Origin of the sequence: Rhizobium ruizarguesonis, assembly GCF_017357285.1 — a bacterium.
Classification (GTDB): domain Bacteria; phylum Pseudomonadota; class Alphaproteobacteria; order Rhizobiales; family Rhizobiaceae; genus Rhizobium; species Rhizobium ruizarguesonis.
The window spans coordinates 168,437-191,898 of sequence record NZ_CP071682.1 but is presented as its reverse complement, the minus strand read 5'-3'; the positions used below and the strand labels follow the sequence as shown (position 1 = coordinate 191,898).

Here is a 23,462-nt window from a genome sequence, read left to right as displayed (position 1 = left end):
GTCCCGGGTGGGTGATATGATCCGGAGCGCTGCTGGCGCCACAGGCTGGCCTCGCCAATACCCGCGTCGTGATCACGCGCTGATTCCGAATTCGGCAGATGATCCCGTTCTATGCGCTGATCATCCGCTCCAGTTCATCCATGTCGGGGACGATGATATGTCGAAAGTTCTCGATGCGAATGACACCGCTCTTGCGCAGCTTGGTCAACTTGCGGCTGACGGTTTCAATGGTCAGACCGAGAAAATCGGCGATCTCGGCGCGGGACAGCGGCAGGTCGAAAGAGGTGGTCGTGGCGGTCTGCGGTTCGGCGTGGGTGGCGATGAGGTGGAGCAGGCTTGCGACCTTCTCCTCGGCGGTGCGCCGGCCGAGCGTCAGCATCCATTCGCGCGCGGCGTCCAGCTCCTTCAGCGCCTGATCGTACAGGCTGCGCTGCAGCTTCGGCGTCTCCGATATCATGCGGTCGAGCAGGTCGCGGGGGAAGACGCAGATTTCGGCGTCGGTCGCAGCCTGAGCCGACAGCATGCTTTCGGGCACGAAGGGCCTGCCGACGAAATCGGGGGCGAATTGCAGGCCGACGATCTGCTGGCGCCCGTCCGGCATCACCTTGCAGAGCTTTACTACCCCGCGCATGATGTTCGAATAGAAAGAGCTTTCCGACCCTTGAGCGATGATCTCGCTGCCGGCATCGACCGTGCGGCGCAGCGACTGGCGGCCGAGCTCTCGGAGTTGGCCGCTCCACAGCGCGCCGCAGACGACGCCGTGCCGCGCTTGGCAGGAAGCGCAAGCGACGGGAGTGCCGGTGTCGGAAACCTTACTGCGTGCAACGTCCATTTCCTGATCCCTTCAAAATCCGCGTGTGCCATGATGTGGCTGCGCATGCTGGGCATACCCCAGACGATTACGCCGTGATTGCGGGTTCGGCTATCCCGATTTCTTCCGGCGCGGCTTGATGACTACCAATTTCGCTGGGACCGCGAGTTGATCCAGATCAAAGTTTCGGTGCCATGGCTGTTTTTGGAAGCGCCTGCCTCGACACGAGGCCGTCCCGCAGAATCCTTCAAACTTGGACGACGGAGCAAAGATCTTCCAAATCCTGGGCGACGAAGCCGCCGACGTCTTTGCGCACGAGCATTTCCCAAATTGTATGACGGTTACTCGCGACGGGGAAAGGGTTCAGGTCGAAAGGCATTACGGGTTCCTTCAGCTGGGTCGCCCATACTCTCTCTAGCCGGTTTCCACTTGACAATTCCGGTATGTTTGTGCGACGTACGTACGAACACAGTGCGCGCAGCTGGTGCGGCCCGAACGCGATCGACGTTGTGTCAGATGACCTCCTGAAGGAACGGGCGGATGACTGTCTATCTAATCGGAATCGACGGCGGTGGCACCAGCTGCCGTGCGGCAGTCGCCGGTGCGAACGGGAGTATCCTTGCGCGGGCTCAAGCCGGGCCCGCCAACATTCTTTCCGATCCGGATACGGCCCTCGACAACATTGCCAGTGCGACCCGCGCGGCTTTCTACGCAGCTGGCATCAATGCGCGTAGCATCGCCTCGGCGCGTGCAGTTCTTGGGGTCGCGGGCAATAATGTCGGCGAGGCCGTTCACTACGTGAAAAACAGGCTACCCTTCGCCCAGGCGGACATCGAGTCAGACGGGCTGATCGCGCTACAAGGCGCGCTTGGTGATAAAGACGGAGCCGTCGCCATTTTAGGAACAGGCACGATCTACATTTCCCGCCACTGCGAAACGGTGACCTACGTCGGCGGATGGGGCTTTACTGTGGGCGACCTCGGCAGCGGCGCTCGTATTGGACATGCGCTTTTGCAAGAAACGCTGCTCGCATATGACGGCATTCACGACATGTCCGCGATGACCGCCTCCGTCCTTGCGGAATTCAAAAATGACCCACGCAATATCGTCGAGTTTGCGCGGCAGGCAAAGCCCGGCGCCTTCGGCCGCTATGCGCCGCGCGTATTCGAGCACATGAAACAGGGCGATGCCGTCGCCGCGCGCCTGTTGCAAGAAGCCGCTGTTTCAGTTGACGAAGCACTTGATCGTCTAGTCGCGCGAGGAACGCAGAAGATTTGTCTGCTCGGGGGATTGGGGCCGCTGTATTCGTCCTGGATCGCTGCACGGCATCAAAGTTTATTGGTAACGCCCGAAGGCGATGCAGTGAGCGGGGCCGTGTGTCGCGCTTCGGGCATCTGAAAGCGATCGAATGAGTGACAGGCTTGCGGCCATGCTTCCAGGATGGGGCATAGACATCAAGGGCGCCGGCCCGCTCTACCATAGGCTTCGCCTGGTGCTTGAAAAGGCTATCCTGTCGGGTAAACTCAAAGAGGGCGACGTTCTTTATTCCGAACGAGACCTTGCTGAACATCTCCGCGTTAGCCGTGTAACGGTCCGCAAAGCAATCGACCATCTCGTCCAAGACGGCTTTCTGGTCTGTCGCCGAGGCTCAGGAACCTTCGTTGGCAGATCGGCGGTCCACGCAGATCAGCCTCCGTTATGCGCGAACTCTTTGACGGGTAACATTTCCTGGCGTGGATTGGACACGAAAGTCGAGTGCATCGGGCGCAGCACGTCTCATCCCGCACCAGAGGAGATGATGACGCTCGGCTTGTCAGGCGACAGTCACGTCGTGCGCATCACCTGCTTGCGGAGCTCGGCGGGCCAGCCGCTTGCGATCGAACGCACATGCATTTCCTCGGAGTTCCTGCCCCACGTTCGTACCGTTACCTCTTCTATCTGCAACACACTCGCGGACGCAAACTTTAGACCCGTTCGTGCGATCCAGCGCACTTTCGCATCCAACATCGAAGATCCGGACGCCTCCTTGCTTGGCGTCGCGATTGGAACGGCTGGTCTTTTGACAAAGCGCGTTGCCTATCTTGCTTCGGGCCGTGCGATCGAATTCACCCGCTCACTTTTTCGAGGCGATGCCGAAGGTTTTGTCAGCGAGCTCACCTTTCTCGAAAACTGACCGCTCTTCTTACAAGACAGGATCCTATCATGCGGGCCACCGTGCAAACGAACATGTGCCGTGAGATCGACGAAATTCCAGAAGCTGCGGCCAGATTACTCGATCGCTTAGCGAAAGACTTCGCTGCCACCGGAGCGGCTTTGCGGGCCGAGGACTCCACATTCGTCGTCACAGCCGCGTGCGGCTTGTCCGACCACGCCGCCATGTCCCTGAAATATTCAATCGAGCTAAGTGCGAAATTGCCGTCGCTTCGATTCGGCTGTCACTCGCTTCAATCTACGGTCTCGAGCCCAACTTGGTCGCGGGCCCCCTTCCCAAGGCAGCCACGCGCGCCATCGCCGCTTGGATTGCTCTGACAAATACGCTTCCCGCTTGCGGGACCCACCAACGCCATGAGCATGCTGAGTACAAAGGTCGGCTTGTGCCTGAAGACGACGCAGATCTCGTGGTGTTGACCCCCGAGTTTGAGTTGAAGTCGAGCTGGACAGGTAGGCCAAAGGGTTTCGAAACAAGCGATCATGGTGATCTTGGATCAAATTTGCACAGGTTCTCCAATCTTATGGTTGATGTTTTCCGCTCGGAAACCTGCTGGCTTTAGCTGAGTGGGACCAGCGCGTCATGAAGATAGCAATGCTCTCGCCGTTTGAACGAACCTGTCTCCATTGGATATCGAGAGGCTGGACTGTGGCTGATATAGCGTTGATCGAGGGAAAGGATACCGCTGAAATTCAGGCGTGCGTGGAGCGTGCGGTTATTTCGCTCAACGCCGAATCATTGGAACAGGCGCTTGAGAAAGCGAAGCTCACGCGATCAGACTGATCGCATCATGGTCGCGGGCGCCGGACACTTTCACCTTACCTTGCATGCTGCTTGTAAATGCACCGTTTTTGGCGACGTCAGGCGCAGCAAGGTCGCGCCATCGGTTTTGAAAACACGGAGACAATGGCTCCTGCGGTCGGTGCGGAACGTAGCCGAACCGAGGTGGCCAGGAAAGCAAACCAATCCGCGTTTTCCCCGCTGTAAGGTCCCACGCCTTTGAGGAGCCATCGAGCGGGAATTGGCCGGCTCCCGCTGGAGCCTCTCTAAAGTCGCTCGGTCTTTCCCGCGCACAGTGCCGCTCCTTCCAGCTCCCATGACCTCATGGTCCGGTCACCGTCTTTGAAGTCGACGGTGAATACAGCGTCTTTTCCTCTGCCGAGATCGATGCCGACGACGACCTTGAGATCGTCCATGAATCCTTTCCCTGGCCGGCTCATTGGAGGCGGCCTTGCCTTTGGCGTGCCGCTTGCGAGCCGCATGCCGCAAGGGAGGCTTCGCCGCGACCGGGCAGATCATTGCATGATCCGACAGTTGCCGGCCGCGCCCTTGCAGCCTTTGCTCTTCGCGGCGCGAGGAAGTGTCCGGAAACAACGGGCAGGGACGGGCAACGAGGGCCGATCGCCGGGCGATCGGAAATGAAATGAAGAGAAGAGACATAGAAGCGCTCCGCGAACGGGTCAGTTGCGCGGCCGTTCTCGAAAAGGCGAGCTTCGCCATCGACATCAAGGAAAGCACCCGGCGGGCGATGAAGTTTCGCCGTGGCGGTGAAATCATCATCGTCACGCATGAAGGGCGTGGATGGTTCGATCCGCTCAGTGATGCGAAAGGCGATGTGTTCGGGCTAGTCGAGCATCTCGATCATGTCGGATTTTGCGAAGGCGCCGAAAGGGTCGCGGATCTCGTGGGATTCACGATCACCGAGCCGGAGTGGCAGTCGTTGGAGCCTGATGGAGGATACGACCTCTCCCTCCCCGATCGTTGGCAGGCGCGCCGCCGCCCATGGCCCGGATCGTCGACATGGCGTTATCTCAATGGCGAGCGTTGCCTGCCGTCGTCTTTACTCCGCACCGCGATCAAAGGCGGCCTTCTTCGAGAAGGCCCGCATGGCAGCATATGGGCAGCTCATACGGACAAGACCGGAGTTGTGACCGGCTGGGAGGCACGAGGGCCGCAATACCGGGGCTTCTCCTCTGGCGGAAGGAAGGTTCTCTTCCGTCTCGGGTCGGTTACTGCGTCGCGCCTGGCCGTCACGGAAGCTGCGATCGATGCCATGAGTCTCGCGGCGATCGAGGGGATGCGGGAAGGCACGCTCTATCTCAGCACCGGCGGCGGGTGGTCGCCGGCCACGCAGGCCGCGCTGTGGGACTTGGCCTCCCGACAGGATGCCCGGCTGGTCGCTGCGACGGATGCCAATGCACAAGGCGATCTGTTTGCCGAGCGATTGCGGGCGATCGCAGAGGAAACTGGCTGTGACTGGACGCGGCTGCGCCCGCCCGAGGAGGACTGGAACGAGACCCTGAAGATCAGGGAGAAGGAAATGAGGGAACGAAGAGAAAGAGGCGTGCCGCATTCCCGCCGCCCGCGTCAAGGGACGCTTCGCCCGGCTGAGCCGGCCCTTGACCCGGCCGGTCGCGATGCCGGCGGCAGGCAAGGGGTCATGGAGAACTGAAGAAGATGGCGAGGTCGAGAGGACGGCGCCGCACATCAGTTCGGAGACGCGCAAGGAGCCGCAGATGATCCCCTCTCCCGCAACCACCTGGAGGCACCGCTTTCCACAAACCCGGAAGCGACGCACCTGCGGGCGCAGTTTGCGCCGGAAACCATGCAGCTCTCCGTAATCACGCGCTTGTAGCTCGCGATCGCTGCAGCCGAAACCAGGTCCATCCCTCACCTCATTTTCATCCGCCTTCGCAGCCGCGGGACCTGTCCCGTGGGCGATGGCGCACATCCTCGACAAGGAGTTTTCCATGTCCACCGATCCCTTCACCCTCGATATATCAGGCAGCAGCGCATTGTCGCTCGGGCTTGGCTTGGGCGTCACCGCGTTTGGCGGTTTCGCCGCCAACGACGACGATCCCGATCCGCCGCCGCTCTCCCCGACGCCGGCATTGCATCTGCCAGCTGCGAAGCGGCCGGCACCGCGGAGACAGGGCGCGTGCGCTAACTTCTATCTCGAGGATGGCGATCGTGGACTTGCGATCGACTGGAAGCAAAGAGCGAAGGCGAATCTTGCAGCCATCCTGACGGCCAACGAAATCGAAAAGCAGGATCGACCCGCCATCCGTGACGAGCAGGCGAAGCTGATCCGCTTCACCGGTTTTGGCGCATCGGAACTCGCGAACGGCATGTTCCGGCGTCCAGGCGAAGTCGATTTCCGGGAAGGCTGGGATGACCTCGGCAGTTCGCTGGAAAGCGCCGTCACCGATGCCGATTATGCTTCGCTCGCGCGCTGCACCCAATATGCTCACTTCACTCCCGAGTTCATCGTCCGGGCGATCTGGGCGGGCTTGCGGCGGCTCGGATGGCGCGGGGGCCGCGTGCTGGAGCCGGGAATCGGCACGGGCCTGTTTCCGGCGCTGATGCCAACGGCGCTCCGCGACACAAGCTATGTCACCGGCATCGAACTCGATCCGGTGACGGCGCGGATTGTCCGGCTTCTTCAGCCGAAGGCGCGCATCATCAACGCCGACTTCGCGCGCACCGATCTCAACGCGATCTATGATCTCGCGATCGGCAATCCGCCCTTCTCCGATCGAACAGTTCGGTCGGACCGGCAGTACCGTCCGCTCGGTCTGCGGCTGCACGACTACTTCATTGCCCGGTCGATCGATCTCTTGAAGCCCGGTGCACTCGCCGCGTTCGTGACAAGCAGCGGCACGATGGACAAGGTGGACAGCACAGCGCGAGAGCATATCGCCAGGTCCGCCGATCTGATCGCAGCGGCCCGCCTCCCCGAGGGCGGCTTCCGCCGCGACGCTGGCACGGATGTGGTCGTGGACATCCTGTTTTTTCGCAAGCGCAAGGCCAGCGAGCCGGAGGGTGATCTATCATGGCTCGATCTCGAAGAGGTTCGTCCTGCGACATCCGACGAGGGGGCGATCCGCGTAAACCGCTGGTTCGCACGGCACCCGAATTTCGTGCTCGGCGAGCACGCCCTAACGTCTGGCTCGTTCGGCGAGACCTATACGTGCCGGCCACGCTCCGGTGAAGATCTGGAAACGGCACTGAAGGCAGTGATCGCTCTACTCCCCGAAGATCGGTATGACGGCGAGCCGTCGCAGATCGACATCAATCTGGAAGAGGAAGTGGGCGAGATCGTCGATCTCCGCCACAGCAACGACAAGGTCCGCGAGGGCAGCTTCTTCCTCAACAGCCGCCACGGTCTCATGCAAATGATCGACGGAGCCCCGCTCGCGGTGTCGGTGCGAAAAGTCAGGTCAGGCGAAGGCCTGTCCGAAAAGCATGTCCGGATCATCAAGAAGCTGATCCCGATCCGCGACGCCGTGCGCGAGGTGCTGAAAGCGCAGGAACGCGATCAGCCGTGGCGGGATCTGCAGGTTCGGCTGCGCATCGGCTGGTCGAGCTTCGTCCGAGACTTCGGGCCGATCAACCATACGACGGTTTCGATTTCTGAGGATGATGAGACGGGCGAACTCCGCGAAACCCATCGCCGGCCGAATCTCCAGCCGTTCCTCGACGATCCCGATTGTTGGCTGGTGGCCTCGATCGAGGACTACGATCTCGAAACCGATACGGCAAAGCCCGGTCCGATCTTCACCGAGCGGGTGATCTCGCCGCCCGCGGCGCCGGTCATAACCTCGGCAGCCGACGCGCTCGCCGTCGTTCTCAACGAGCGTGGCCGCGTTGATCCCGACCATACTGCCGAGCTGCTGCACCGTGATCCGGATGCTGTGATCGACGAACTCGGTGACGCCATCTTCCGCGATCCCGCCGATGGCTCCTGGCAGACCTCTGACGCTTATCTCTCAGGCCCGGTCCGCACGAAGCTCACGGTCGCCGAGGCAGCCGCGTCGCTCGATCCAGTATACGAGCGCAATGTCCGAGCGCTGCAGGACGTCCAGCCTGCCGACCTCCGGCCGTCAGATATCACCGCCCGTCTCGGCGCACCCTGGATTCCGGCTGCCGATGTCGTCGCCTTCGTCAAGGAAACGATGGATGTGGACATCAGGATCCACCATATGTCGGAGCTCGGGTCATGGACCGTCGAGGCACGGCAGCTTGGCTACAATGCCGCCGGCACCTCCGAATGGGGCACGAGCCGCCGTCACGCCGGTGAATTGTTGGCGGATGCGCTGAACAGCCGGGTGCCGCAGATCTTCGACGTGTTCAAGGACGTTGGCGGTGAACGCCGCGTTCTGAATGTCGTCGACACGGAAGCAGCGCGCGACAAGCTGCAAAAGATCAAGGAGGCTTTTCAGAACTGGGTCTGGACTGACCCAGACCGCACCGACCGGCTTGCGCGGGTCTATAATGACCGCTTCAACAACCTCGCGCCTCGAAAATTCGACGGCTCCCATCTGAAGCTTCCCGGCGCCTCCGGCGCCTTTGTTTTGTATGGGCACCAGAAGCGTGGAATCTGGAGGATCATCTCCTCCGGCTCGACCTATCTCGCCCATGCTGTCGGCGCCGGCAAGACGATGACGATGGCAGCCGCGATCATGGAGCAGCGCCGTCTCGGCCTGATCGCCAAGGCGATGCTGGTCGTGCCAGGCCATTGCCTCGCACAGGCGGCGCGCGAGTTCCTGGCGCTCTATCCGAACGCTCGTATCCTCGTCGCCGACGAGACCAACTTCACCAAGGACAAGCGGGCACGTTTCCTGTCGCGAGCCGCCACGGCCCCCTGGGATGCGATCATCATCACCCATTCGGCCTTCAGGTTCATCGCCGTGCCGTCGGCGTTCGAGAGCCAAATGATCAATGATGAGCTCGAGCTCCACGAGGATCTGCTGACCAAGGCGGACAGTGAGGATCGGGTGTCGCGAAAGCGGCTCGAGCGCCTGAAGGAAGGTTTGCAAGAGCGGTTGGAAGCGCTCTCAACCCGCAAGGACGACCTTCTCACGATCTCGGAAATCGGCGTCGATCAGATCGTTGTCGACGAGGCGCAGGAATTCCGCAAACTCTCGTTTGCGACCAATATGTCGACACTGAAAGGCATCGACCCGAACGGATCGCAGCGGGCCTGGGACCTTTATGTCAAGTCCCGCTATATCGAGACCAAGAATCCCGGCCGCGCGCTCGTGTTGGCCTCCGGCACGCCAATCACCAACACGCTCGGTGAAATGTTCTCGATCCAGCGACTGCTCGGCCACGAGGCGCTCCGCGAACGCGGGCTTCATGAATTCGACGCCTGGGCCTCGACCTTCGGCGACACGACGACCGAACTCGAAATCCAGCCGTCCGGCAAATACAAGCCAGTGAGCCGGTTTGCGAGCTTCGTCAACGTGCCGGAACTGATCGCCATGTTCCGCTCGTTCGCCGACGTTGTGATGCCGCAGGACCTGAAGCAATATGTGAAGGTTCCGGCACTCTCGACCGGTCGGCGGCAGATCCTGACGGCGCAACCGACGGCGGCATTCAAACTCTATCAGCAAATCCTCGACAGCCGCATCAAGGCGATCGAGATGCGCGAGGGGCCGGCTCAGCCCGGAGACGATATCCTGCTGTCCGTCATCACTGACGGCCGCCATGCGGCGATCGACCTGCGCCTGGTCATTCCGGCAAACGACAACGAGCCGGACAACAAGCTCAATCTTCTCATCGAGAACGCCTTTCGCATCTGGACGGAAACGAGCGAAAACACCTATCTTCGTCCGGACGGCAAGCCCTATGAGCTTCCGGGCGCCGCGCAGATGATTTTCTCCGATCTCGGCACCATCAATGTCGAGAAGACGCGCGGTTTCTCCGCCTACCGCTGGATCCGTGACGAATTGATCCGACTTGGCGTACCCGCGTCGGAAATCGCCTTCATGCAGGACTTCAAGAAGACAGAGGCCAAGCAACGTCTGTTCGGTGATGTCCGTTCGGGCAAGGTTCGCTTTCTGATCGGCTCGTCTGAGACCATGGGCACCGGCGTCAACGCTCAACTCAGGTTGAGGGCGCTGCATCACCTCGATGTGCCGTGGCTGCCGTCGCAGATCGAGCAGCGCGAGGGCCGCATCGTCCGCCAGGGCAATCAGCACGATGTCGTCGATATCTTCGCCTACGCCACGCAAGGGGCACTTGATGCTGCCATGTGGCAGAACAACGAGCGCAAGGCCCGCTTCATCGCGGCGGCCCTTTCCGGCGACACCTCGATCCGTCGGCTGGACGACCTCGGTGACGGCCAGGCCAACCAGTTCGCCATGGCCAAGGCGATTGCCTCGGGCGACGAGCGCCTGATGCAGAAGGCAGGGCTCGAAGCGGATATCGCTCGTCTCGAGCGGCTACGCGCCGCCCATGATGACGACCTGTTCGCGGTGCGCCGGCAGGTCCGGGACGCCGAACGCGACATCGAGATATCAATCCGTCGGATCGGCGAGATTGGCAAAGACATCGAGCGGCTGGTTCCGACTGCGGGAAAGGCTTTCACAATGACCGTCACGGGTGTTTCATATGATGAGCGAAAGGATGCCGGCCGCGCGCTGATGAAGGAAATCCTCACTCTCGTTCAGCTTCAACAGGAGGGTGAGATCGTCACCGCCTCCATTGGTGGCTTCGATCTCGTCTACGATGGCGAGCGCTTCGGCAAGTCTGACGGTTATCGCTACACCACCATGCTTCAGCGCACGGGCGCGGACTACGAGATCGATCTCGCCGTCACGGTGACACCGCTCGGCGCCGTCTCCCGCCTCGAGAATACGCTCGATGATTTCGACGGGGAGCGGGAACGCTATCGCCAACGGCTGGAGGAAGCGCGCCGGCGTCTTGCTTCCTACCAGTCCCGTCAAGGTGGCGATTTTGCCTTCGCAAGTGAGCTGGCCGAAAAGCGTCGCCAGTTCCAGGAGGTTGAGGCGGAGCTCGCGGCCGAGGCGCGCGAGGCAGGGGCCTCTGCTAGGGAGGCAGCCTGATTTTGGGAGCAGTGCAGCATGTGCATAGGTGCATTGCACAATAAATGTTTTCTATCTGATCAAAATATCATCATAGTGCACACAGCTGATGCACATGGCGGTCTCCTCCCAGTGCCGCCGCAACAGCTGTTCCCCTCTGGAGGTTAAATAACCTTCACACTTCATGGGCCTCGGTTCTTCCGACGGCCCATTTTTTTGTTCCCGCTCAACCCAGATTCCGAGCGCTGTAGCAGAGCGCTTATCAGAAGAAGTTGGGAAATGGAGAAGGGGAAACGGAAGAAAACCGGTCGCAGATCGGTCCTCCCGTCGCCGCTGGCGCTCAACCGCCGCCTGCGCATCCCGGGCACTCGTCCTTCGCAAGGCTGTTAGCCTCGCTTGTCCTTCGCGGCAGGGCTGCTCGACCGCGGTTGCGCCGGTCCGACCGCTTTGCGGTCCGGGAGGTGTCTTCAGGAAAAATGAAGACAGAAAGGACCGGCAGAGGGCCGCGTCCGCATCCCCGGAAAGGAACACTCCCATGCAACTCATGAAGGTCGATCCGCGTGCGCTGAAGGACAATCCCGACAATACTCGCCAGTCGAAGTCGACGCCACAGGCCGACGCGCTGCTGCTTGCGACCATCAAGGCTGTCGGCGTCATCCAGCCGCCCGTCATTTTTGCCGAAGCCGGCGGCAACGGCTATGTCATCGAAGCCGGTCACCGGCGCACCCGCATGGCCATCGCCGCCGGCATCGAGGAAATTGATGTTATCGTCGTCGAGGCGGCCAACGACAATGGCGCGATGCGTTCGATGATCGAAAACATCGCGCGCGAGCCGCTCAATCCGGTCGACCAATGGCGTGGCATCGAGCGCCTCGTTGCACTCGGTTGGACCGAGGAGGCGATTGCGATCGCGCTGGCCCTGCCGGTCAGACAAATCCGCAAGCTTCGCCTGCTCGCCAATGTGCTGCCTGCGATGCTCGATCACATGGCCAAGGGCGACATGCCGAGCGAGCAGCAGCTTCGCACGATTTCCGCGGCGTCACTCGATGAGCAGAAGGAAGTCTGGAAGGCACACAAGCCGAAGAAGGGTGACACAGCATCCTGGTGGGCGATCGCCAACGGCCTCACCAAGACCCGCATGTTCGCGCGCGATGCGAATTTCGGCGACGATCTCCGCCAGGCCTACGGCATCGAGTGGGCGGAAGACCTGTTCGGACCCGCCGACGAGGATAACCGCTACACCACCAACGTCGAAGCATTCCTCGGCGCGCAGCAGGAGTGGATGAGCAGCAATCTCCCGAAGAAGGGCGCCATCGTTGAGGTCAACAATTGGGGCCAGCCGCAACTGCCGCCGAAGGCGGAGCGTATCTATGGCAAGCCCTCCAAGGGCGATTGCACCGCCATGTTTCTCGATCGTGAGGGCAAGGTGCAGTCTGCCCATTTTCGGATGCCGGAAGCCAGACAAGCGAAAGGCAAGGGCGATCCGACCTTGCCCGGCGGCGAGGAAGGAAACGAGGCCATCGACGTTTCAGCCAAGACCCGGCCGGACGTGACCCGAAACGGCATCGACATGATCGGCGATTTCCGCACCGACGCGCTGCACGAGGCGCTGGCACGGGCTCCGATCGAGGACGATACGCTCATGGCAATGCTGGTGCTTGCGTTTGCCGGGCAGAACGTCTCGGTCGACTCCGGCTCCGAAGTCTCCGGGCATCTCTATGGGTCCAGGCGGTTCGTCCGGCACGTCGTCCGGCTGATCGGTGAAAGCGGCAAGCTGGAGTTCGACATGGATACGCTACGCGTCGTGGCTAGATTGACCTTGATCGACGCGCTGTCGGCCCGCACCAATCGTTCGGACAGCGGCGTCGTTGTCCGGGTCGCCGGCGATGCCATCGGTGCCGACGCTTATCTTCCGAACATGGGCACGGAGGAGTTCCTCGCGTGCCTCTCTCGCCCGGCATTGGAAGCGTCCTGCGGCGGCACGAGTGTCGTTCCCTGCCCGCGCGTCCGGGACACCCGCGCTGCCCTTGTCGAACACTTCAAGGAAGAGCGCTTCGTGCATCAGTCTGCCCTCTTCGCGCCCGATGACGCGAAGCTGGCCGAGTGGCTTGCCAAGAGCGTGGAACATGGTGGCGAGGACGGCGAAGCCCCCGCCGACGGGCCGGTCGGCGGCAGCGAGGACGGTGAGCCGTCGGTCGAGGACGAAGCGGAGACCAATCCGCGTGTACCGGAAGCCGAGGACGACGGCAAAGCGGCGGACGCCGAGCACGAAGAGTTGGACGAAGCCGACGCTGACGCCAGCGCCAATGGCCTCGAGACCGCTTACGGGATCGCCGCCGAGTAGCAATCTCCTCACTTCGTTTCGACCGATACCACCGCCGGCCATCACCGGCGGCGGCTTTGTTTCCACACATCAAAACAGGAGAACGAAGATGTCTGCGTCTTTGGTTTATGAGCTCGCCCCGAGTGGCTTGATCGTCGCCTGGTGCGACGGCCCGCCTCGCCCGCCCGAACGTCACCGGAAGAAGCTCGCCGCAGGGAAAGCCGCTACAGCAAGGGAGGCTGATCCGCTGACCTGCCACGTTGTGTTAGTCCATTTGGGACTGGAACTGGTTGCGCCTGCCTAGTTTATCAGCGAGATCGGTACCTCATTGCCGATTGCACCATGAGGCCGTTCTTCGTTGTAATCTACGCCAATCCTCCATCGTTTCGGGCGCATCCGCAAGTGTTAGAAACCAATGCTGGTTCAGACTTTCCGCGCGGAAGCGGCCATTGAGCGCTTCAATGAACGCATTATCGGTCGGCTTGCCTGGGTGTGAGAAGTCCAAGGTCACCCCCTTGGCTTAGGCCCAAAGGTCAAGATCGCGGGATACGAACTCCGTCCCCGCGTCGACACGGATCGTCTTCGGATTGCCGACGTTCCGGCACACCCGTTCCAAGGTTTGCACGACATCTTCACCTCGATAGCTGTGGCGTGGATCAAGCACGGGAGTATAACGCGAGAAGGTGTCGACCATCGTCACAACGCGCAGTTTCTTTCCGGTGGTGAGCTGATCGTGAACGAAGTCCATCGCCCAGACATCATTCGCTCCGACAGCCATTTGCCGATCCTCGCGAAGTTTGGCCTTTACCCGGCGCTTGGGCGTCTTGTTCCGCAATTGCAGGCCCAAGTCCGTGTAAAGGCGATAGGTTCGCTTGATGTAGGTGCCCCAACCCTCACGTTCCAACAGCACGTGCACGCGACGATAGCGGTACAAATCTCCCCGCTCGTAGCGCAGCCTTCATGACTTATCCGATTGGAAGCCCATCGGACCGCCTCTCCAACGCGGTAGTGATCGCGGGCGGATTGCGACACGACATGTCGGAAGCCCTACAAAACCCCTGCGAATAGCGACAACAGCACATGTGCAATCTCAAAGGCTTATCGGCGCAACCTGACTGGCACGAGTAGTGCTCAGAGTAAGCCGGGTCGCTACTGACCTGTTCCGATTTCGGGAGATCAAGTGACTATGCACACTGTGCCTTTTATCAAACGGGTGTCGGACATTCAGGCGCCTGATCGTCGTTCCGGAAAGCGGACAATTGATGGAGACCCGGCCCCGGTCGGATCCGCAATTGCAAAGAGGCTGAACCTCCGGCGCCTGACTTATAGACGTCCCTTGCACGACCCGCGGCGTCTAACGCGGAGAAGCATAAGTGGTGTTCATGGAAAGACCTCCATCTGCATCAAGGCTCGGCGTCTACCTGTCACGACGGAAACATCGCTCCCAAAAGAAGGACACTCGCAATGGCCGCCCGCACCCGCAGAAGCCATTTTAGAAGACGAGATCACAAGCGTGCGTCCAACAGACGGAACATGCGCAGCGTTTCGAAATCGAACAACCCGAGCTGATACTTCACACGCTCATCCCTGGCGCACGAAGCGTCGGATAACTACCGGTGGAGAATGAAAATGACCTCCAGCTTAAATAGCGGCTCTCCAGCCCCGTCGATCAACGTGCAGCATTGGCTGCGCGGCGATCCGCTTTCCAACTTCCAGCTGGGCAAAATATACATCCCTGTGTTCATTTCGATTACCTGCAGTGGTTGCGGGCCGGCGCTGGTCCGCCTGGCTCAGTTGCAAGAGCAATACCGGGACATCGGAATTGAGGTCATCGGCATTGTAACGGCTGACGAGGCCCTAGCTGAGGTGGACGCATGGGTAACCAAATGGCTCCCGCATGCGAACATACGGATCGGGTTCGACTACTCAGGCGAAATGGATAAGCATTGGATGGGTGCCAGTCTATCTTTCTGCGTTCCACAGGCGTTCATTGTCGACCGAGACGGCAGCATCGCCTCTATCGGTGATCCGGATGAACTCAAATTCATTTTGCCAAGAGTGATTGACGGCAGTTGGCGCGCCAGCGCGGAAGCAAAAAATGCCGAAAAGGCGCGGATTGCTGAAGGCGAGAGCGATGTTTCGTACAACGCGTTGCGTGATCGAATCCGGGCGGCGACAGAGATTGAGGATTGGAAGGCGGCGCTCGCGGCCTTTGAAGAGGGCATCAATCTTTTCCCGGACGACATCTCCTTGCGGCAGCGGCATGTCGCGACATTGATCGGAAGAATGCGCGACATGGATGCGGGCTGGATAGCATTGGCTCAATTTGCTCGCGATGCAATTGAACGAAACTCTGAAGATTGGCTTGTCGAGGCGCTGGAACAACTCTTCGGTTGGTACGATTACTCGGGCCTTCCAACGGTGGAACGCTTTTCGATGGGCAAGGAGCTCTCCGAACGAATCCTGAGGCTGTATCAGCAACAGGCTCTGTCACCTGATTCTTCTCTGTCGGTTGCCCTTTACTACCATGAGAGCGGCGACAACGGCCGGGCTGTGGATTTGCTCGAGCAGGCTTTGAGGTTCCTAGATGGAGCGTCTCTCCCGGAGGTCGAGAAGCATGAACAGATGGCGCAATTGCTGCATACCCTGGCGGAATACAAGGGTGAGCAGGTTTGTCACGGGAAACATTGCGTGCCACCGCCGAAGCAGCCTTGAAAATAGGAACCTGTTGGCGCTGCTCAGACAGCGTCGACAGGAATTCTAACGAACCATTGGAGCGAAAACGCATGTTTGATCCGACCGGATCGCCCGCGTTTCGCGCGAGCTTCTGCATCGGACAGGTTCGCGGATCTGTGGGCCCGGTCCCTTCGCACTCGAGTGTACCCCGAAAGGTGGTGGCTCTGTGCCAGAATGTCATGTCGAGCTAAGGGATCTCCTGAACGTCGCATCGAGGGTTGCCCAAAGCCAGAAAGTCCAAACATCTCCGGACAATATCCAAAACTTCACAAGCAAATACCGGATCTCGAAGACGCGACCCGCAATCAGGCGATTTAAGCTCGCTTTAAGAACGAAAGCCGCGTGTCTGGCCCAAAGTCTTTGCCATTCTCAATCTGTATCCGCCGCAGCGGGCGCAGTTGGCGGGTCAAGCGAGCTGAGGTGGACGCTGAAGATTGGGGAGGGACGTGACGATGCCGCGCGGCTTGAGGACAAGCAGTCGTCACTTGTCAGCTCACGAGAGATCCGGCGCGTGTCAAACGACAATTCGAACGCGGCGCGCAAGCTGGTCAAAACGGTTTAAGACAAGGGAGAATAAAGTTGCTACGCAAAAAAAGCAAGGTCGCTCTCACCAGTGCATCTCGTCGGCGAACGCTCTTTGCCGCATTAATATTTGCCCTCATTTGCGGACGATCGGTTGAGGCCGACGCTCCTCAAGTCATCAATCACGACGAGGTCCGAGGGTTTCCCGACAGCACCTCCGAATTCCTCAAGACCTACCAGCCTTACCTCAAAGTCAATAGCGGCTGTGTGCCTTTCCCGGCAGTAGATGCCGCCGGCAACGTCAGCGGCGGTCTGAAGCCATCTGGTTTTGCGTCGGACGGGTGCTCAAAAAACCTTGGACAAATTTATGTCAGGGCGGATGAGTTTGAGGGCGAGTGCGCGGTCATGTATTCTTGGTTCTTCCCAAAGAACAAGATCGGAGATTGGCCAACCGATGTGGGGTCTCGATATGATTGGCAGAATGTCATCGTATGGCTATCAAGTTGCGACGGCCAAGCGCACGTCAACGCGGTTAGTTACTGGAGCAATCGTGGTTACCATACGACGACAAAGCCGCATATGGATGGAACGCATCCACTGGTTGCGTATGTGCATGACTATTCAATCGGGCACAGAGTCGTGGGCACGAGAACCCGTGGCGGTATGCAGCCTGCGATCGGTTGGTTCGATCTGACCGATGAAGCATCGCTCACGCTCGACTTGTATGACTTCGGCGTGAGCGTGCCGTTCATCACACGCAATTTTTATCAAAATCTGGCTAGGGCGTATTATCGTTGATGCTGGGGTTCCTTGCGGCGCTAGAAGATCGCGGATGAATTCGTCTGCCTTCCAGGCGCAGGGATAGGCGCGACCGCGGTCAGTTCCGGTCTTCTTCTGTCCCGCGTGGTGACGGCGAGGCGAGAGATAACCCGCTATCCCGGTCGCATTGCCGGCAGATTAGGCGTCGGACCGAGCGCATCGCGGTCACGGAGAAAGCCGCGCTCCACTCGCACCGCTGGGTGGGTGGCGCTGGACCGGCCGATGAACAGCTGTTTCAGGATCTCATCGAGCGGTGCACCTTCGAGCGACGAACGGAAATCGCTGCGCTGGCTCGCAAGCTTAAACGTCAGGAGGGGCGATCGCCGCCATGCGTCTGACGCTCGGCGATGACACGGATGGTGCGGCGGCATGGGCCCGGCCGAGAGGGTGCGTTTTTGGTGTGGGCTGATGCGCTGGAGGAGGAATGCGGGCTGTCGGTCGCAGAGGTTCTCTCCTTCGGGATTTCGGAGTCATAGCCCGAAGCCTGCCGGCTTGCCCTTCGTTTTCGCTGCGGTCTGAACCGGCGGCCGGTCGTTTCAAGGCCGCTGGCGCGCCGCGGAGCGGCCGGTGCAGCCTTCCTCGCAAAACGGGTTCGCGCCCTTCGCAGGGCTTTACCCCCGCTTGTCCGCAAACCCGTTTCGCTCGCTCTGCCGTCCCGGACCTGTGAAAGCGCCCGTCCTCAGCCGGTTCCTGTCGACCGCGTCGAAGGGCAGACCGGCAGGGGCCGGAGCCGCTTCGGTGGAAACCACGAAAGGAAGATCCCATGGCCAAGCCCGCAACCAATCGACCTGCCGCCCGCGTCGTGCCGCTCCGCAAGGGCGCCACCCTCGAAATGGTCAGGTTCACTTGCCCGGACACCGCGCAGGCAATGCTGATCGCCGAGAGTTTCGGGACCGCGGTGGTCGACAGCGATGGCATCCGTGAACTCCACGAGCGCCTGATAATCGAAACCGCCGACAGCCTCTCGAACGGCCTCGGCGAGAAGGCGATGCAGATCCATCTCCAGCGCATCGTCGGAGCCTATGTCGGCTCGGCGCACGGAGCCGGCCAGTTCTACAGCCGGGCAGTCTCCGAGGCGCGAGACGCCACCGCCAAGTCGGCAAACGATGCCCGTGACGAGGATCTCGATGGCCCGGTCGGCTACGATAGCGCCGCCCAGCGAAAACGCGAGTTCGCGGCCGACATGGGCATTCAGTCCCACGCGCTGCGGATGGCCGCTGAGGGTGCCGTCGCAGCCTACGGCCAAGTCATCGGCGAAGCCTGGAAGCCTTTCGACCGCCCAGTCGAAAACGCGGGCCACTCGCTCGACCGCAAGGCGGCCGAGGCGCAGCTGGCGGCTCTCGGTTGAGCCGCGTTTGGCGGAGCTTCGGCTCGCCCATTTCCCTCTCTCTTAATTCTCGGGCCGGTTCCTTTGGGACCGGCCTTTTCCGTGTCAGGGGAAGGAAAGGAAGGACAAGGACCCAGCCCGCCACGCCGGCCCCGTCCCGGTCGGCGGTCCTGCAGGAGCCGGCGGTCAGCCGCAACGGCTTTGCCGTCCTCCACTCCGTTCTGGCCGTTCCGGTGCCGCGAGCCGCCTGATCGCTCCTGCCTTCGGACCTCCGCGACGGGGTCGCGATGGCGCGGCCTCAAACGAAGGATAAGGACATGAGCAGGAAAGCCGAAGGCGAACGCGCCGACATCTATGCGCGGATCACGGATAGAATCGTAGCCGACCTTGAAAAGGGCGTAAAACCCTGGATGAAGCCATGGCATGCGGCCAACACCAATGGCCGGATTACCCGGCCGCTGCGCCACAACGGTCAGCCCTATTCGGGCATGAACATTCTCTTGTTATGGTCGGAGGGGATGGCGCGCGGCTTCACTTCGCCCATGTGGATGACCTTCAAGCAGGCGCTTGAACTGGGGGCGGCGGTGCGAAAGGGCGCGACCGGTTCGACGGTCGTCTTCGCCAGCCGGTTCACCAAGTCCGAGGCGGACGGCAGTGGTGGAGAAGTCGATCGAGAAATCCCATTCTTGAAGGCTTACACAGTGTTCAACATCGAGCAGATCGACGGACTGCCCGAACACTATCGTCACCCACCGACCCCGGTGCTCGATGCGATCGAGCACATCGAGCACGCCGATTGCTTTTTCCGCAACACGGGCGCTGTCATCCGCCATGGTGGAGCGCAGGCCTATTATTCCCCTATCACGGACCACATCCAGATGCCGCCGTTCGAAACGTTCCGCGACGCGGCGTCCTACGTGGCCACGCTCAGTCACGAAAGTTGCCATTGGACTGCGCGCCCCGATCGCGTCGATCGCGATCTTAGCCGCTATGCGAAGGACAAGACCGAGCGGGCTCGCGAAGAGCTGATTGCGGAGCTCGGGAGTTGCTTCCTATGCGCCGATCTCGGGATCGCACCGGAGCTGGAGCCACGGCCGGACCATGCGTCTTACCTGGACTCGTGGCTGAAGGTTCTATCTGACGACAAGCGGGCTATCTTCCAAGCTGCGGCGCATGCCCAGCGTGCTGTCAGCTTCCTGCACGGTCTCCAGCCCGTTCAGGCCGACGAGAGAGCGGCCGCGTAGGAGACGTCAAGGTCGGTCGTTGTCACCCGCAACGGCCGACAGCTCTTTCGGCGCTCTCTCCGCGAGCGCGTGCTCATCGGACGTGAGGTCCAGCCTCCCCCAGATCGATGGTTTCCGATCGTTGGCTTTCAGCTTTCGGGACTGCTTGATTTCGACGGTAAACGGCTTTGTCTGCTGACGCATAGATCCTCCAGGCGACGAATCGCGGCCCGACAATATTGCGTTGATGAGAGGAGACAACTGCCCGGACGGCCGAGTTTGTCGCATCCGAAGCCGACGCTATGCTTTAGAGACCTGGGGAACGGCTTCGCGGCCGGGCTGTTCTGCCGGGGCAACGCACGGCGAGGGCCATGACCAAGTTCCTTCCACCGCTGTCATAGGCCACGCCCTCCGCGGGCTCGATGAGGCATGTCTGATCGGAGACCGGCTTCGCCTCGATCGTTCTCCCGCAACGGCCGTCCGCAACTTTCTTCCCCAGCGAACTGCGTTCGCATTCCTCGCGCGACAACAAAGTTTCTCCCGACCGCCCTCCATTTCATTACGGCCTTCCAGGTGCGGTCCGATCGTCCCCGATCCTTGCGACAGCCATCGAGGCCGCGAAGGGCGCGGCCCGAAACAACCGAAAGGAACAGACAATGGCTACCATCGGCACTTTCACCGCAAACGAAAACGGCTTCACCGGCTCGATCCGCACCCTCGCACTCAACGTCAAGGCCCGCATCGCCCGCGTCGACAGCCCCTCCGACAAGGGCCCGCACTTCCGCATCTACGCCGGCAATGTCGAGCTCGGTGCGGCTTGGCAGAAGCGCTCCGGCGAGAGCGACCGCGACTATCTCTCGGTCAAGCTGGACGACCCGAGCTTCCCCGCCCCGATCTACGCAACGCTCTCCGAGGTCGAAGGCGAGGACGGCTACCAGTTGATCTGGTCCCGCCCCAATCGGGATTGAGATCCCAACAAGGCCCCGCCACCGAGGCGGGGCCAACTGGCCGCTTTAAGAAAGCCGGCAACGGGCGTCGAGCCCGCGGCCGACTTTTAGGGTGCCATACGGAGAGGTGGGGGTCTGCTCATATCGGGCCTATCGTGCCGTGGAGCCGGGACAGCCTCAAGGACGAGCGGTTCCCCCAAAATGCCGGCGCATTTCGGCTCCCCCACTCACCGCCGCTGGCGGTCGCATGCGCGATCCTTGACCCTGACCCACCGCCACGCCGGCGGGCGTCATCTTTCTCAAACATCAAGGAGATGACGATGATCGAACAACAAATCGAAGAACTGCGCGCCGAGCTGAACGCTTGCATCGAGCCCGCCGAGCGTCGCGAGATCGAAGCCGAGCTCGAAATCGCCCAGGCCGAGCTGATCATGATGCTTGGCGAACAGGATGGTTCCATCGACGCCGAGCCGCCCTTCTGAGGGCGGCATACCACCAGCACTGGGGGACCGCCGGCATCCAGGATCCCGAGAGGGGCGATCCGCTGCGACTCTCCTTTCGATCTACCGTCATCGACATCGGGGATGCTGCATCCCGTCCGTCGCCCGCAACCAGCCGGCGCCAGAATTTTCCCCGCCGTATTGCGGCTCCTCGCGTGCTAAATTCTTGGCGCCGGCAGGTCCTTCACTCTCGTCTCGTCCTTTCAGGTGCGTCCCTCCTTGTCCGCCATGCGGCCTATCCCCGCGATATCCGCATTTCGAAAGGAGAAAATACCGTGCAACAGCTCGCTCAGTTCCTCACCGCCACCGGCCGTCGGCTCCGCACCCTCGGCAAGGTGATCTGTCACTACTTCCGCAAGGGGAAACTCGGCCTGAAACTGGCCATCAAGATTCCGTTCTTCGTCGAGATCGAGGCGTCGTTCGAGACCGACTGGAACCGGCGCGAATAACACGCCGTGGGCCGCTTCAGCGGCCCCTCCCCTACCAGCTGGAACGCGGAACACAATCATCGTCAGCTCGGCGAATATCGGCAGGTTGTTTTTGGCCGATAGCCGCGACCACGTTTTTGCTTCAACAGCTCAAGGAACAAGCGAACCGCTTCCTCCTCCCGTTCGAACACATGCTGCTTTTCCTGTCCACGCTTGCCGATCCGTCCCCATCGCCGGGTCAGGCAGGCCTCTCCGAACATCGTCTGCCCGATCTCCATGGCATAATACCGCGCCATGTTCTTGGCTGGATCCGTTCGTTCGACATAGAGCTGGTATGGTTGCGAAATCATGCCGGCATGATCCTCACACGGCGCCGCTACGTCCAACGACATATGTGAATCCTACAGATACGACCGATTCATTTTCGTGAAGAATGGGGCTTGGGCGAGGCGCCGATGGCGCACGGCTCTGGTCGCACCGCGACCGGAGCCCGCACGCGGCCTCCGCGCCGCCGGGTTACGATCCTCTCGCAGCAAGAAGCATGCCTCTGCGAAATCTCATTGTCCGGAGACAGCCGGAGCCTCCCGTCGCCATCGGAGATGGCAAGCGGTCGCGTCCCTTCAGGACGCGGTTCTATCTCTCTCTGACGTCCCATTTTGCACCCGCCGTTCCGGCGTCAAGGACATCGCGGCCCCTCCAATTTTCCCAACGCCGCAAGCGGCACAGAGAAAATCGGTTCCTCCGCTCGCCGCAGGGCGGCCGCGTTCCGCGGTCCCTGACCCCTCACGGACTACGGTGCCGACACCTTTCGTCAGAAAACGAAAAGGAGACTCTGATGACAAAGCATCAATTCGCTCGTGTGGTGGAAGAAGATCAGAAGCGGCCGGATCAACAGCCGGATTGGCTTGAACGACTGCGCCGAAATTTTGATCATGAGCCCCTCCAGCCGGATCGACCGAGCCGAGCGGCTATGAAAGGGGGGCTCTGCCGCCCCTCTCAATCTCACCCCATGAAGGAAGGGCAATGCCCCTCCTTCAAACTTCCTCCCATGGAGAAAGGGGACGGTTCCCTCCTCCCTTTCCCCAAGCCCCTATCCCTCTCCCGTGCAGGGAAGGTGATGATGGCTGTCACCCGCCCTGGCACCAGCCGTGTCGGGCACCATCCCATGATCGGGCAAACCCTTCCTTGATCAAGGCATCGCCCAGCGAATTGCCTGCACGAAATACGGTTCGCAGTTTGCGTCCATATTTGTCTTCGTCACGGAACCCGGCCGCTAGCGAGAATTTTCCAGCGTTGAGCAGCGTCAGCAGGCGGGATTTTGCCGCCTCACCCTTTATCCGTTCGGCCTCGCAGCGGGGCGGGCTGAGTTCGGGCGTATCGATATCGGCGATGCGGATTTTCTGGCCCTCGAACCAGAAGGTGTCGCCGTCGACGACGCAGTTCGCTCGATGGCTTCCGTCGCAGATCGAAAATGCGGCCGACAATGAATCCGTCGTCGGTGTCTTGGCCAAAGTGGCGAAACCGGGGAGAGCGTCGGCGCCGCCATAGGCAAGCCAACCTCCAACAGCAATGATCACGGTGCATAGAACTGCCGTCGAGCGTTTACGCCATCTGTTCCGGCCAGATCTCAGCAATCCTCCACCCGCGCGCTGCCGGTCGCGACCGCCTCCGGCCTTCGGCGGCTTTCTGAACGGAACCACATTTGATTTCGCCACTTTCCGATCCCCTCGTTTCGTCTCAACCTATGTCGGACCCGGTTTCATCTGCGTTTACGGAGGAGCTTGGCTC

Annotated in this window: 19 protein-coding genes and 2 pseudogenes; 14 read left to right on the top strand and 7 right to left on the bottom strand. The window is 60.8% G+C overall.

Annotated elements, in window-relative coordinates:
- Positions 1 to 109 precede the first annotated feature (109 nt).
- On the bottom strand, positions 110 to 832 hold the full coding sequence (locus tag J3P73_RS35185; protein WP_164598170.1) for a Crp/Fnr family transcriptional regulator: 723 nt from the start codon (positions 830 to 832) through the stop codon (positions 110 to 112).
- 226 nt (positions 833 to 1,058) lie between these two features.
- Positions 1,059 to 1,190, bottom strand: a complete 132-nt coding sequence (locus J3P73_RS38115; RefSeq protein WP_261316454.1) for a hypothetical protein — start codon at positions 1,188 to 1,190, stop codon at positions 1,059 to 1,061.
- Between the two features lie 161 nt (positions 1,191 to 1,351).
- On the opposite strand from J3P73_RS38115, the gene J3P73_RS35180 reads away from it, so the two are divergent.
- The 4 genes and pseudogenes from J3P73_RS35180 to J3P73_RS35170 all read left to right on the top strand — a co-directional run bounded on the left by J3P73_RS35180 (position 1,352) and on the right by J3P73_RS35170 (position 3,803).
- Positions 1,352 to 2,209 (top strand): glucosamine kinase nucleotide-binding domain-containing protein, encoded by an 858-nt coding sequence (locus tag J3P73_RS35180; RefSeq protein ID WP_207580376.1) that lies wholly within the window; start codon positions 1,352 to 1,354, stop codon positions 2,207 to 2,209.
- A gap of 10 nt (positions 2,210 to 2,219) precedes the next feature.
- A complete protein-coding gene (locus J3P73_RS35175) occupies positions 2,220 to 2,984 on the top strand; it encodes a GntR family transcriptional regulator (protein WP_207580375.1) in 765 nt (254 codons plus the stop codon).
- Between the two features lie 29 nt (positions 2,985 to 3,013).
- Positions 3,014 to 3,357, top strand: a pseudogene (locus J3P73_RS37905) (SIS domain-containing protein); the annotation flags it as partial.
- A gap of 245 nt (positions 3,358 to 3,602) precedes the next feature.
- Positions 3,603 to 3,803 (top strand): helix-turn-helix domain-containing protein, encoded by a 201-nt coding sequence (locus J3P73_RS35170; protein ID WP_018516749.1) that lies wholly within the window; start codon positions 3,603 to 3,605, stop codon positions 3,801 to 3,803.
- A 263-nt stretch (positions 3,804 to 4,066) separates the two neighbouring features.
- On the opposite strand, the gene J3P73_RS35165 is transcribed toward J3P73_RS35170, so the two are convergent.
- Positions 4,067 to 4,216 (bottom strand): hypothetical protein, encoded by a 150-nt coding sequence (locus J3P73_RS35165; RefSeq protein WP_155755858.1) that lies wholly within the window; start codon positions 4,214 to 4,216, stop codon positions 4,067 to 4,069.
- Positions 4,217 to 4,443: 227 nt separating this feature from the next.
- Between J3P73_RS35165 and J3P73_RS35160 the strand changes: the two genes are divergently transcribed.
- The 3 genes from J3P73_RS35160 (at position 4,444) to J3P73_RS35150 (ending at position 13,193) form a co-directional block, all read left to right on the top strand.
- Positions 4,444 to 5,472: a DUF3991 and toprim domain-containing protein gene (locus J3P73_RS35160; protein ID WP_207580374.1), complete on the top strand. Its 1,029-nt coding sequence runs from the start codon at positions 4,444 to 4,446 to the stop codon at positions 5,470 to 5,472.
- Between the two features lie 298 nt (positions 5,473 to 5,770).
- Positions 5,771 to 10,870: a DEAD/DEAH box helicase family protein gene (locus J3P73_RS35155; protein WP_207580373.1), complete on the top strand. Its 5,100-nt coding sequence runs from the start codon at positions 5,771 to 5,773 to the stop codon at positions 10,868 to 10,870.
- Positions 10,871 to 11,384: 514 nt separating this feature from the next.
- Entirely contained in the window at positions 11,385 to 13,193 is a 1,809-nt protein-coding gene (locus J3P73_RS35150; RefSeq protein ID WP_207580372.1) for a ParB N-terminal domain-containing protein, read from the top strand.
- A 279-nt stretch (positions 13,194 to 13,472) separates the two neighbouring features.
- On the opposite strand, the pseudogene J3P73_RS35145 reads toward J3P73_RS35150, so the two are convergent.
- Positions 13,473 to 14,103 (bottom strand): annotated as a pseudogene (locus J3P73_RS35145) (IS3 family transposase); the annotation flags it as partial.
- 698 nt (positions 14,104 to 14,801) lie between these two features.
- Between J3P73_RS35145 and J3P73_RS35140 the strand changes: the two are divergent.
- The 4 genes from J3P73_RS35140 (at position 14,802) to J3P73_RS35125 (ending at position 19,820) form a co-directional block, all read left to right on the top strand.
- Entirely contained in the window at positions 14,802 to 15,887 is a 1,086-nt protein-coding gene (locus J3P73_RS35140) for a redoxin family protein (RefSeq protein ID WP_207580371.1), read from the top strand.
- Between the two features lie 600 nt (positions 15,888 to 16,487).
- On the top strand, positions 16,488 to 17,228 hold the full coding sequence (locus tag J3P73_RS35135) for an NPP1 family protein (RefSeq protein WP_131704625.1): 741 nt from the start codon (positions 16,488 to 16,490) through the stop codon (positions 17,226 to 17,228).
- Positions 17,229 to 18,012: 784 nt separating this feature from the next.
- A complete protein-coding gene (locus J3P73_RS35130) occupies positions 18,013 to 18,597 on the top strand; it encodes a hypothetical protein (RefSeq protein WP_131704624.1) in 585 nt (194 codons plus the stop codon).
- A gap of 296 nt (positions 18,598 to 18,893) precedes the next feature.
- Complete coding sequence (locus tag J3P73_RS35125) at positions 18,894 to 19,820, top strand: ArdC family protein (protein WP_207580370.1); 927 nt, start codon at positions 18,894 to 18,896, stop codon at positions 19,818 to 19,820.
- A 6-nt stretch (positions 19,821 to 19,826) separates the two neighbouring features.
- Here the strand turns inward: J3P73_RS35125 and J3P73_RS35120 are convergent, their stop codons facing one another.
- Positions 19,827 to 20,003, bottom strand: a complete 177-nt coding sequence (locus J3P73_RS35120) for a hypothetical protein (protein WP_018482051.1) — start codon at positions 20,001 to 20,003, stop codon at positions 19,827 to 19,829.
- Between the two features lie 452 nt (positions 20,004 to 20,455).
- On the opposite strand from J3P73_RS35120, the gene J3P73_RS35115 reads away from it, so the two are divergent.
- The 3 genes from J3P73_RS35115 to J3P73_RS35105 all read left to right on the top strand — a co-directional run bounded on the left by J3P73_RS35115 (position 20,456) and on the right by J3P73_RS35105 (position 21,695).
- The gene (locus J3P73_RS35115; protein ID WP_018482050.1) at positions 20,456 to 20,767 is read left to right on the top strand and encodes a DUF736 domain-containing protein; all 312 of its coding nucleotides are present in this window, start codon (positions 20,456 to 20,458) and stop codon (positions 20,765 to 20,767) included.
- A 299-nt stretch (positions 20,768 to 21,066) separates the two neighbouring features.
- Positions 21,067 to 21,228 carry a hypothetical protein gene (locus J3P73_RS35110; RefSeq protein ID WP_018516739.1) on the top strand — a complete coding sequence of 54 codons (162 nt, stop codon included), beginning with the start codon at positions 21,067 to 21,069 and terminating at the stop codon, positions 21,226 to 21,228.
- A gap of 293 nt (positions 21,229 to 21,521) precedes the next feature.
- Complete coding sequence (locus J3P73_RS35105) at positions 21,522 to 21,695, top strand: hypothetical protein (RefSeq protein WP_018482048.1); 174 nt, start codon at positions 21,522 to 21,524, stop codon at positions 21,693 to 21,695.
- A 62-nt stretch (positions 21,696 to 21,757) separates the two neighbouring features.
- Here J3P73_RS35105 and J3P73_RS35100 read toward each other — a convergent pair whose 3' ends face one another.
- Both J3P73_RS35100 and J3P73_RS35095 read right to left on the bottom strand, forming a co-directional pair.
- The gene (locus tag J3P73_RS35100) at positions 21,758 to 22,066 is read right to left on the bottom strand and encodes a WGR domain-containing protein (RefSeq protein ID WP_131704622.1); all 309 of its coding nucleotides are present in this window, start codon (positions 22,064 to 22,066) and stop codon (positions 21,758 to 21,760) included.
- A gap of 735 nt (positions 22,067 to 22,801) precedes the next feature.
- On the bottom strand, positions 22,802 to 23,251 hold the full coding sequence (locus J3P73_RS35095; protein WP_130692300.1) for a thermonuclease family protein: 450 nt from the start codon (positions 23,249 to 23,251) through the stop codon (positions 22,802 to 22,804).
- Positions 23,252 to 23,462: the final 211 nt, after the last annotated feature.

Excerpts from the sequence above, each read along its gene's own strand:
- J3P73_RS35100 (WP_131704622.1), bottom strand. The coding sequence starts at position 22,066 with ATGTCGTTGGACGTAGCGGCGCCGTGTGAGGATCATGCCGGCATGATT.
- J3P73_RS35120 (WP_018482051.1), bottom strand. The coding sequence starts at position 20,003 with ATGCGTCAGCAGACAAAGCCGTTTACCGTCGAAATCAAGCAGTCCCGA.
- J3P73_RS35150 (WP_207580372.1), top strand. The coding sequence starts at position 11,385 with ATGCAACTCATGAAGGTCGATCCGCGTGCGCTGAAGGACAATCCCGAC.
- J3P73_RS35130 (WP_131704624.1), top strand. The coding sequence starts at position 18,013 with ATGGCCAAGCCCGCAACCAATCGACCTGCCGCCCGCGTCGTGCCGCTC.
- J3P73_RS35180 (WP_207580376.1), top strand. The coding sequence starts at position 1,352 with ATGACTGTCTATCTAATCGGAATCGACGGCGGTGGCACCAGCTGCCGT.
- J3P73_RS35175 (WP_207580375.1), top strand. The coding sequence starts at position 2,220 with ATGAGTGACAGGCTTGCGGCCATGCTTCCAGGATGGGGCATAGACATC.
- J3P73_RS38115 (WP_261316454.1), bottom strand. The coding sequence starts at position 1,190 with ATGCCTTTCGACCTGAACCCTTTCCCCGTCGCGAGTAACCGTCATACA.
- J3P73_RS35110 (WP_018516739.1), top strand. The coding sequence starts at position 21,067 with ATGATCGAACAACAAATCGAAGAACTGCGCGCCGAGCTGAACGCTTGC.
- J3P73_RS35155 (WP_207580373.1), top strand. The coding sequence starts at position 5,771 with ATGTCCACCGATCCCTTCACCCTCGATATATCAGGCAGCAGCGCATTG.
- J3P73_RS35115 (WP_018482050.1), top strand. The coding sequence starts at position 20,456 with ATGGCTACCATCGGCACTTTCACCGCAAACGAAAACGGCTTCACCGGC.
- J3P73_RS35165 (WP_155755858.1), bottom strand. The coding sequence starts at position 4,216 with ATGGACGATCTCAAGGTCGTCGTCGGCATCGATCTCGGCAGAGGAAAA.
- J3P73_RS35185 (WP_164598170.1), bottom strand. The coding sequence starts at position 832 with ATGGACGTTGCACGCAGTAAGGTTTCCGACACCGGCACTCCCGTCGCT.
- J3P73_RS35140 (WP_207580371.1), top strand. The coding sequence starts at position 14,802 with ATGACCTCCAGCTTAAATAGCGGCTCTCCAGCCCCGTCGATCAACGTG.
- J3P73_RS35170 (WP_018516749.1), top strand. The coding sequence starts at position 3,603 with ATGAAGATAGCAATGCTCTCGCCGTTTGAACGAACCTGTCTCCATTGG.
- J3P73_RS35160 (WP_207580374.1), top strand. The coding sequence starts at position 4,444 with ATGAAGAGAAGAGACATAGAAGCGCTCCGCGAACGGGTCAGTTGCGCG.
- J3P73_RS35125 (WP_207580370.1), top strand. The coding sequence starts at position 18,894 with ATGAGCAGGAAAGCCGAAGGCGAACGCGCCGACATCTATGCGCGGATC.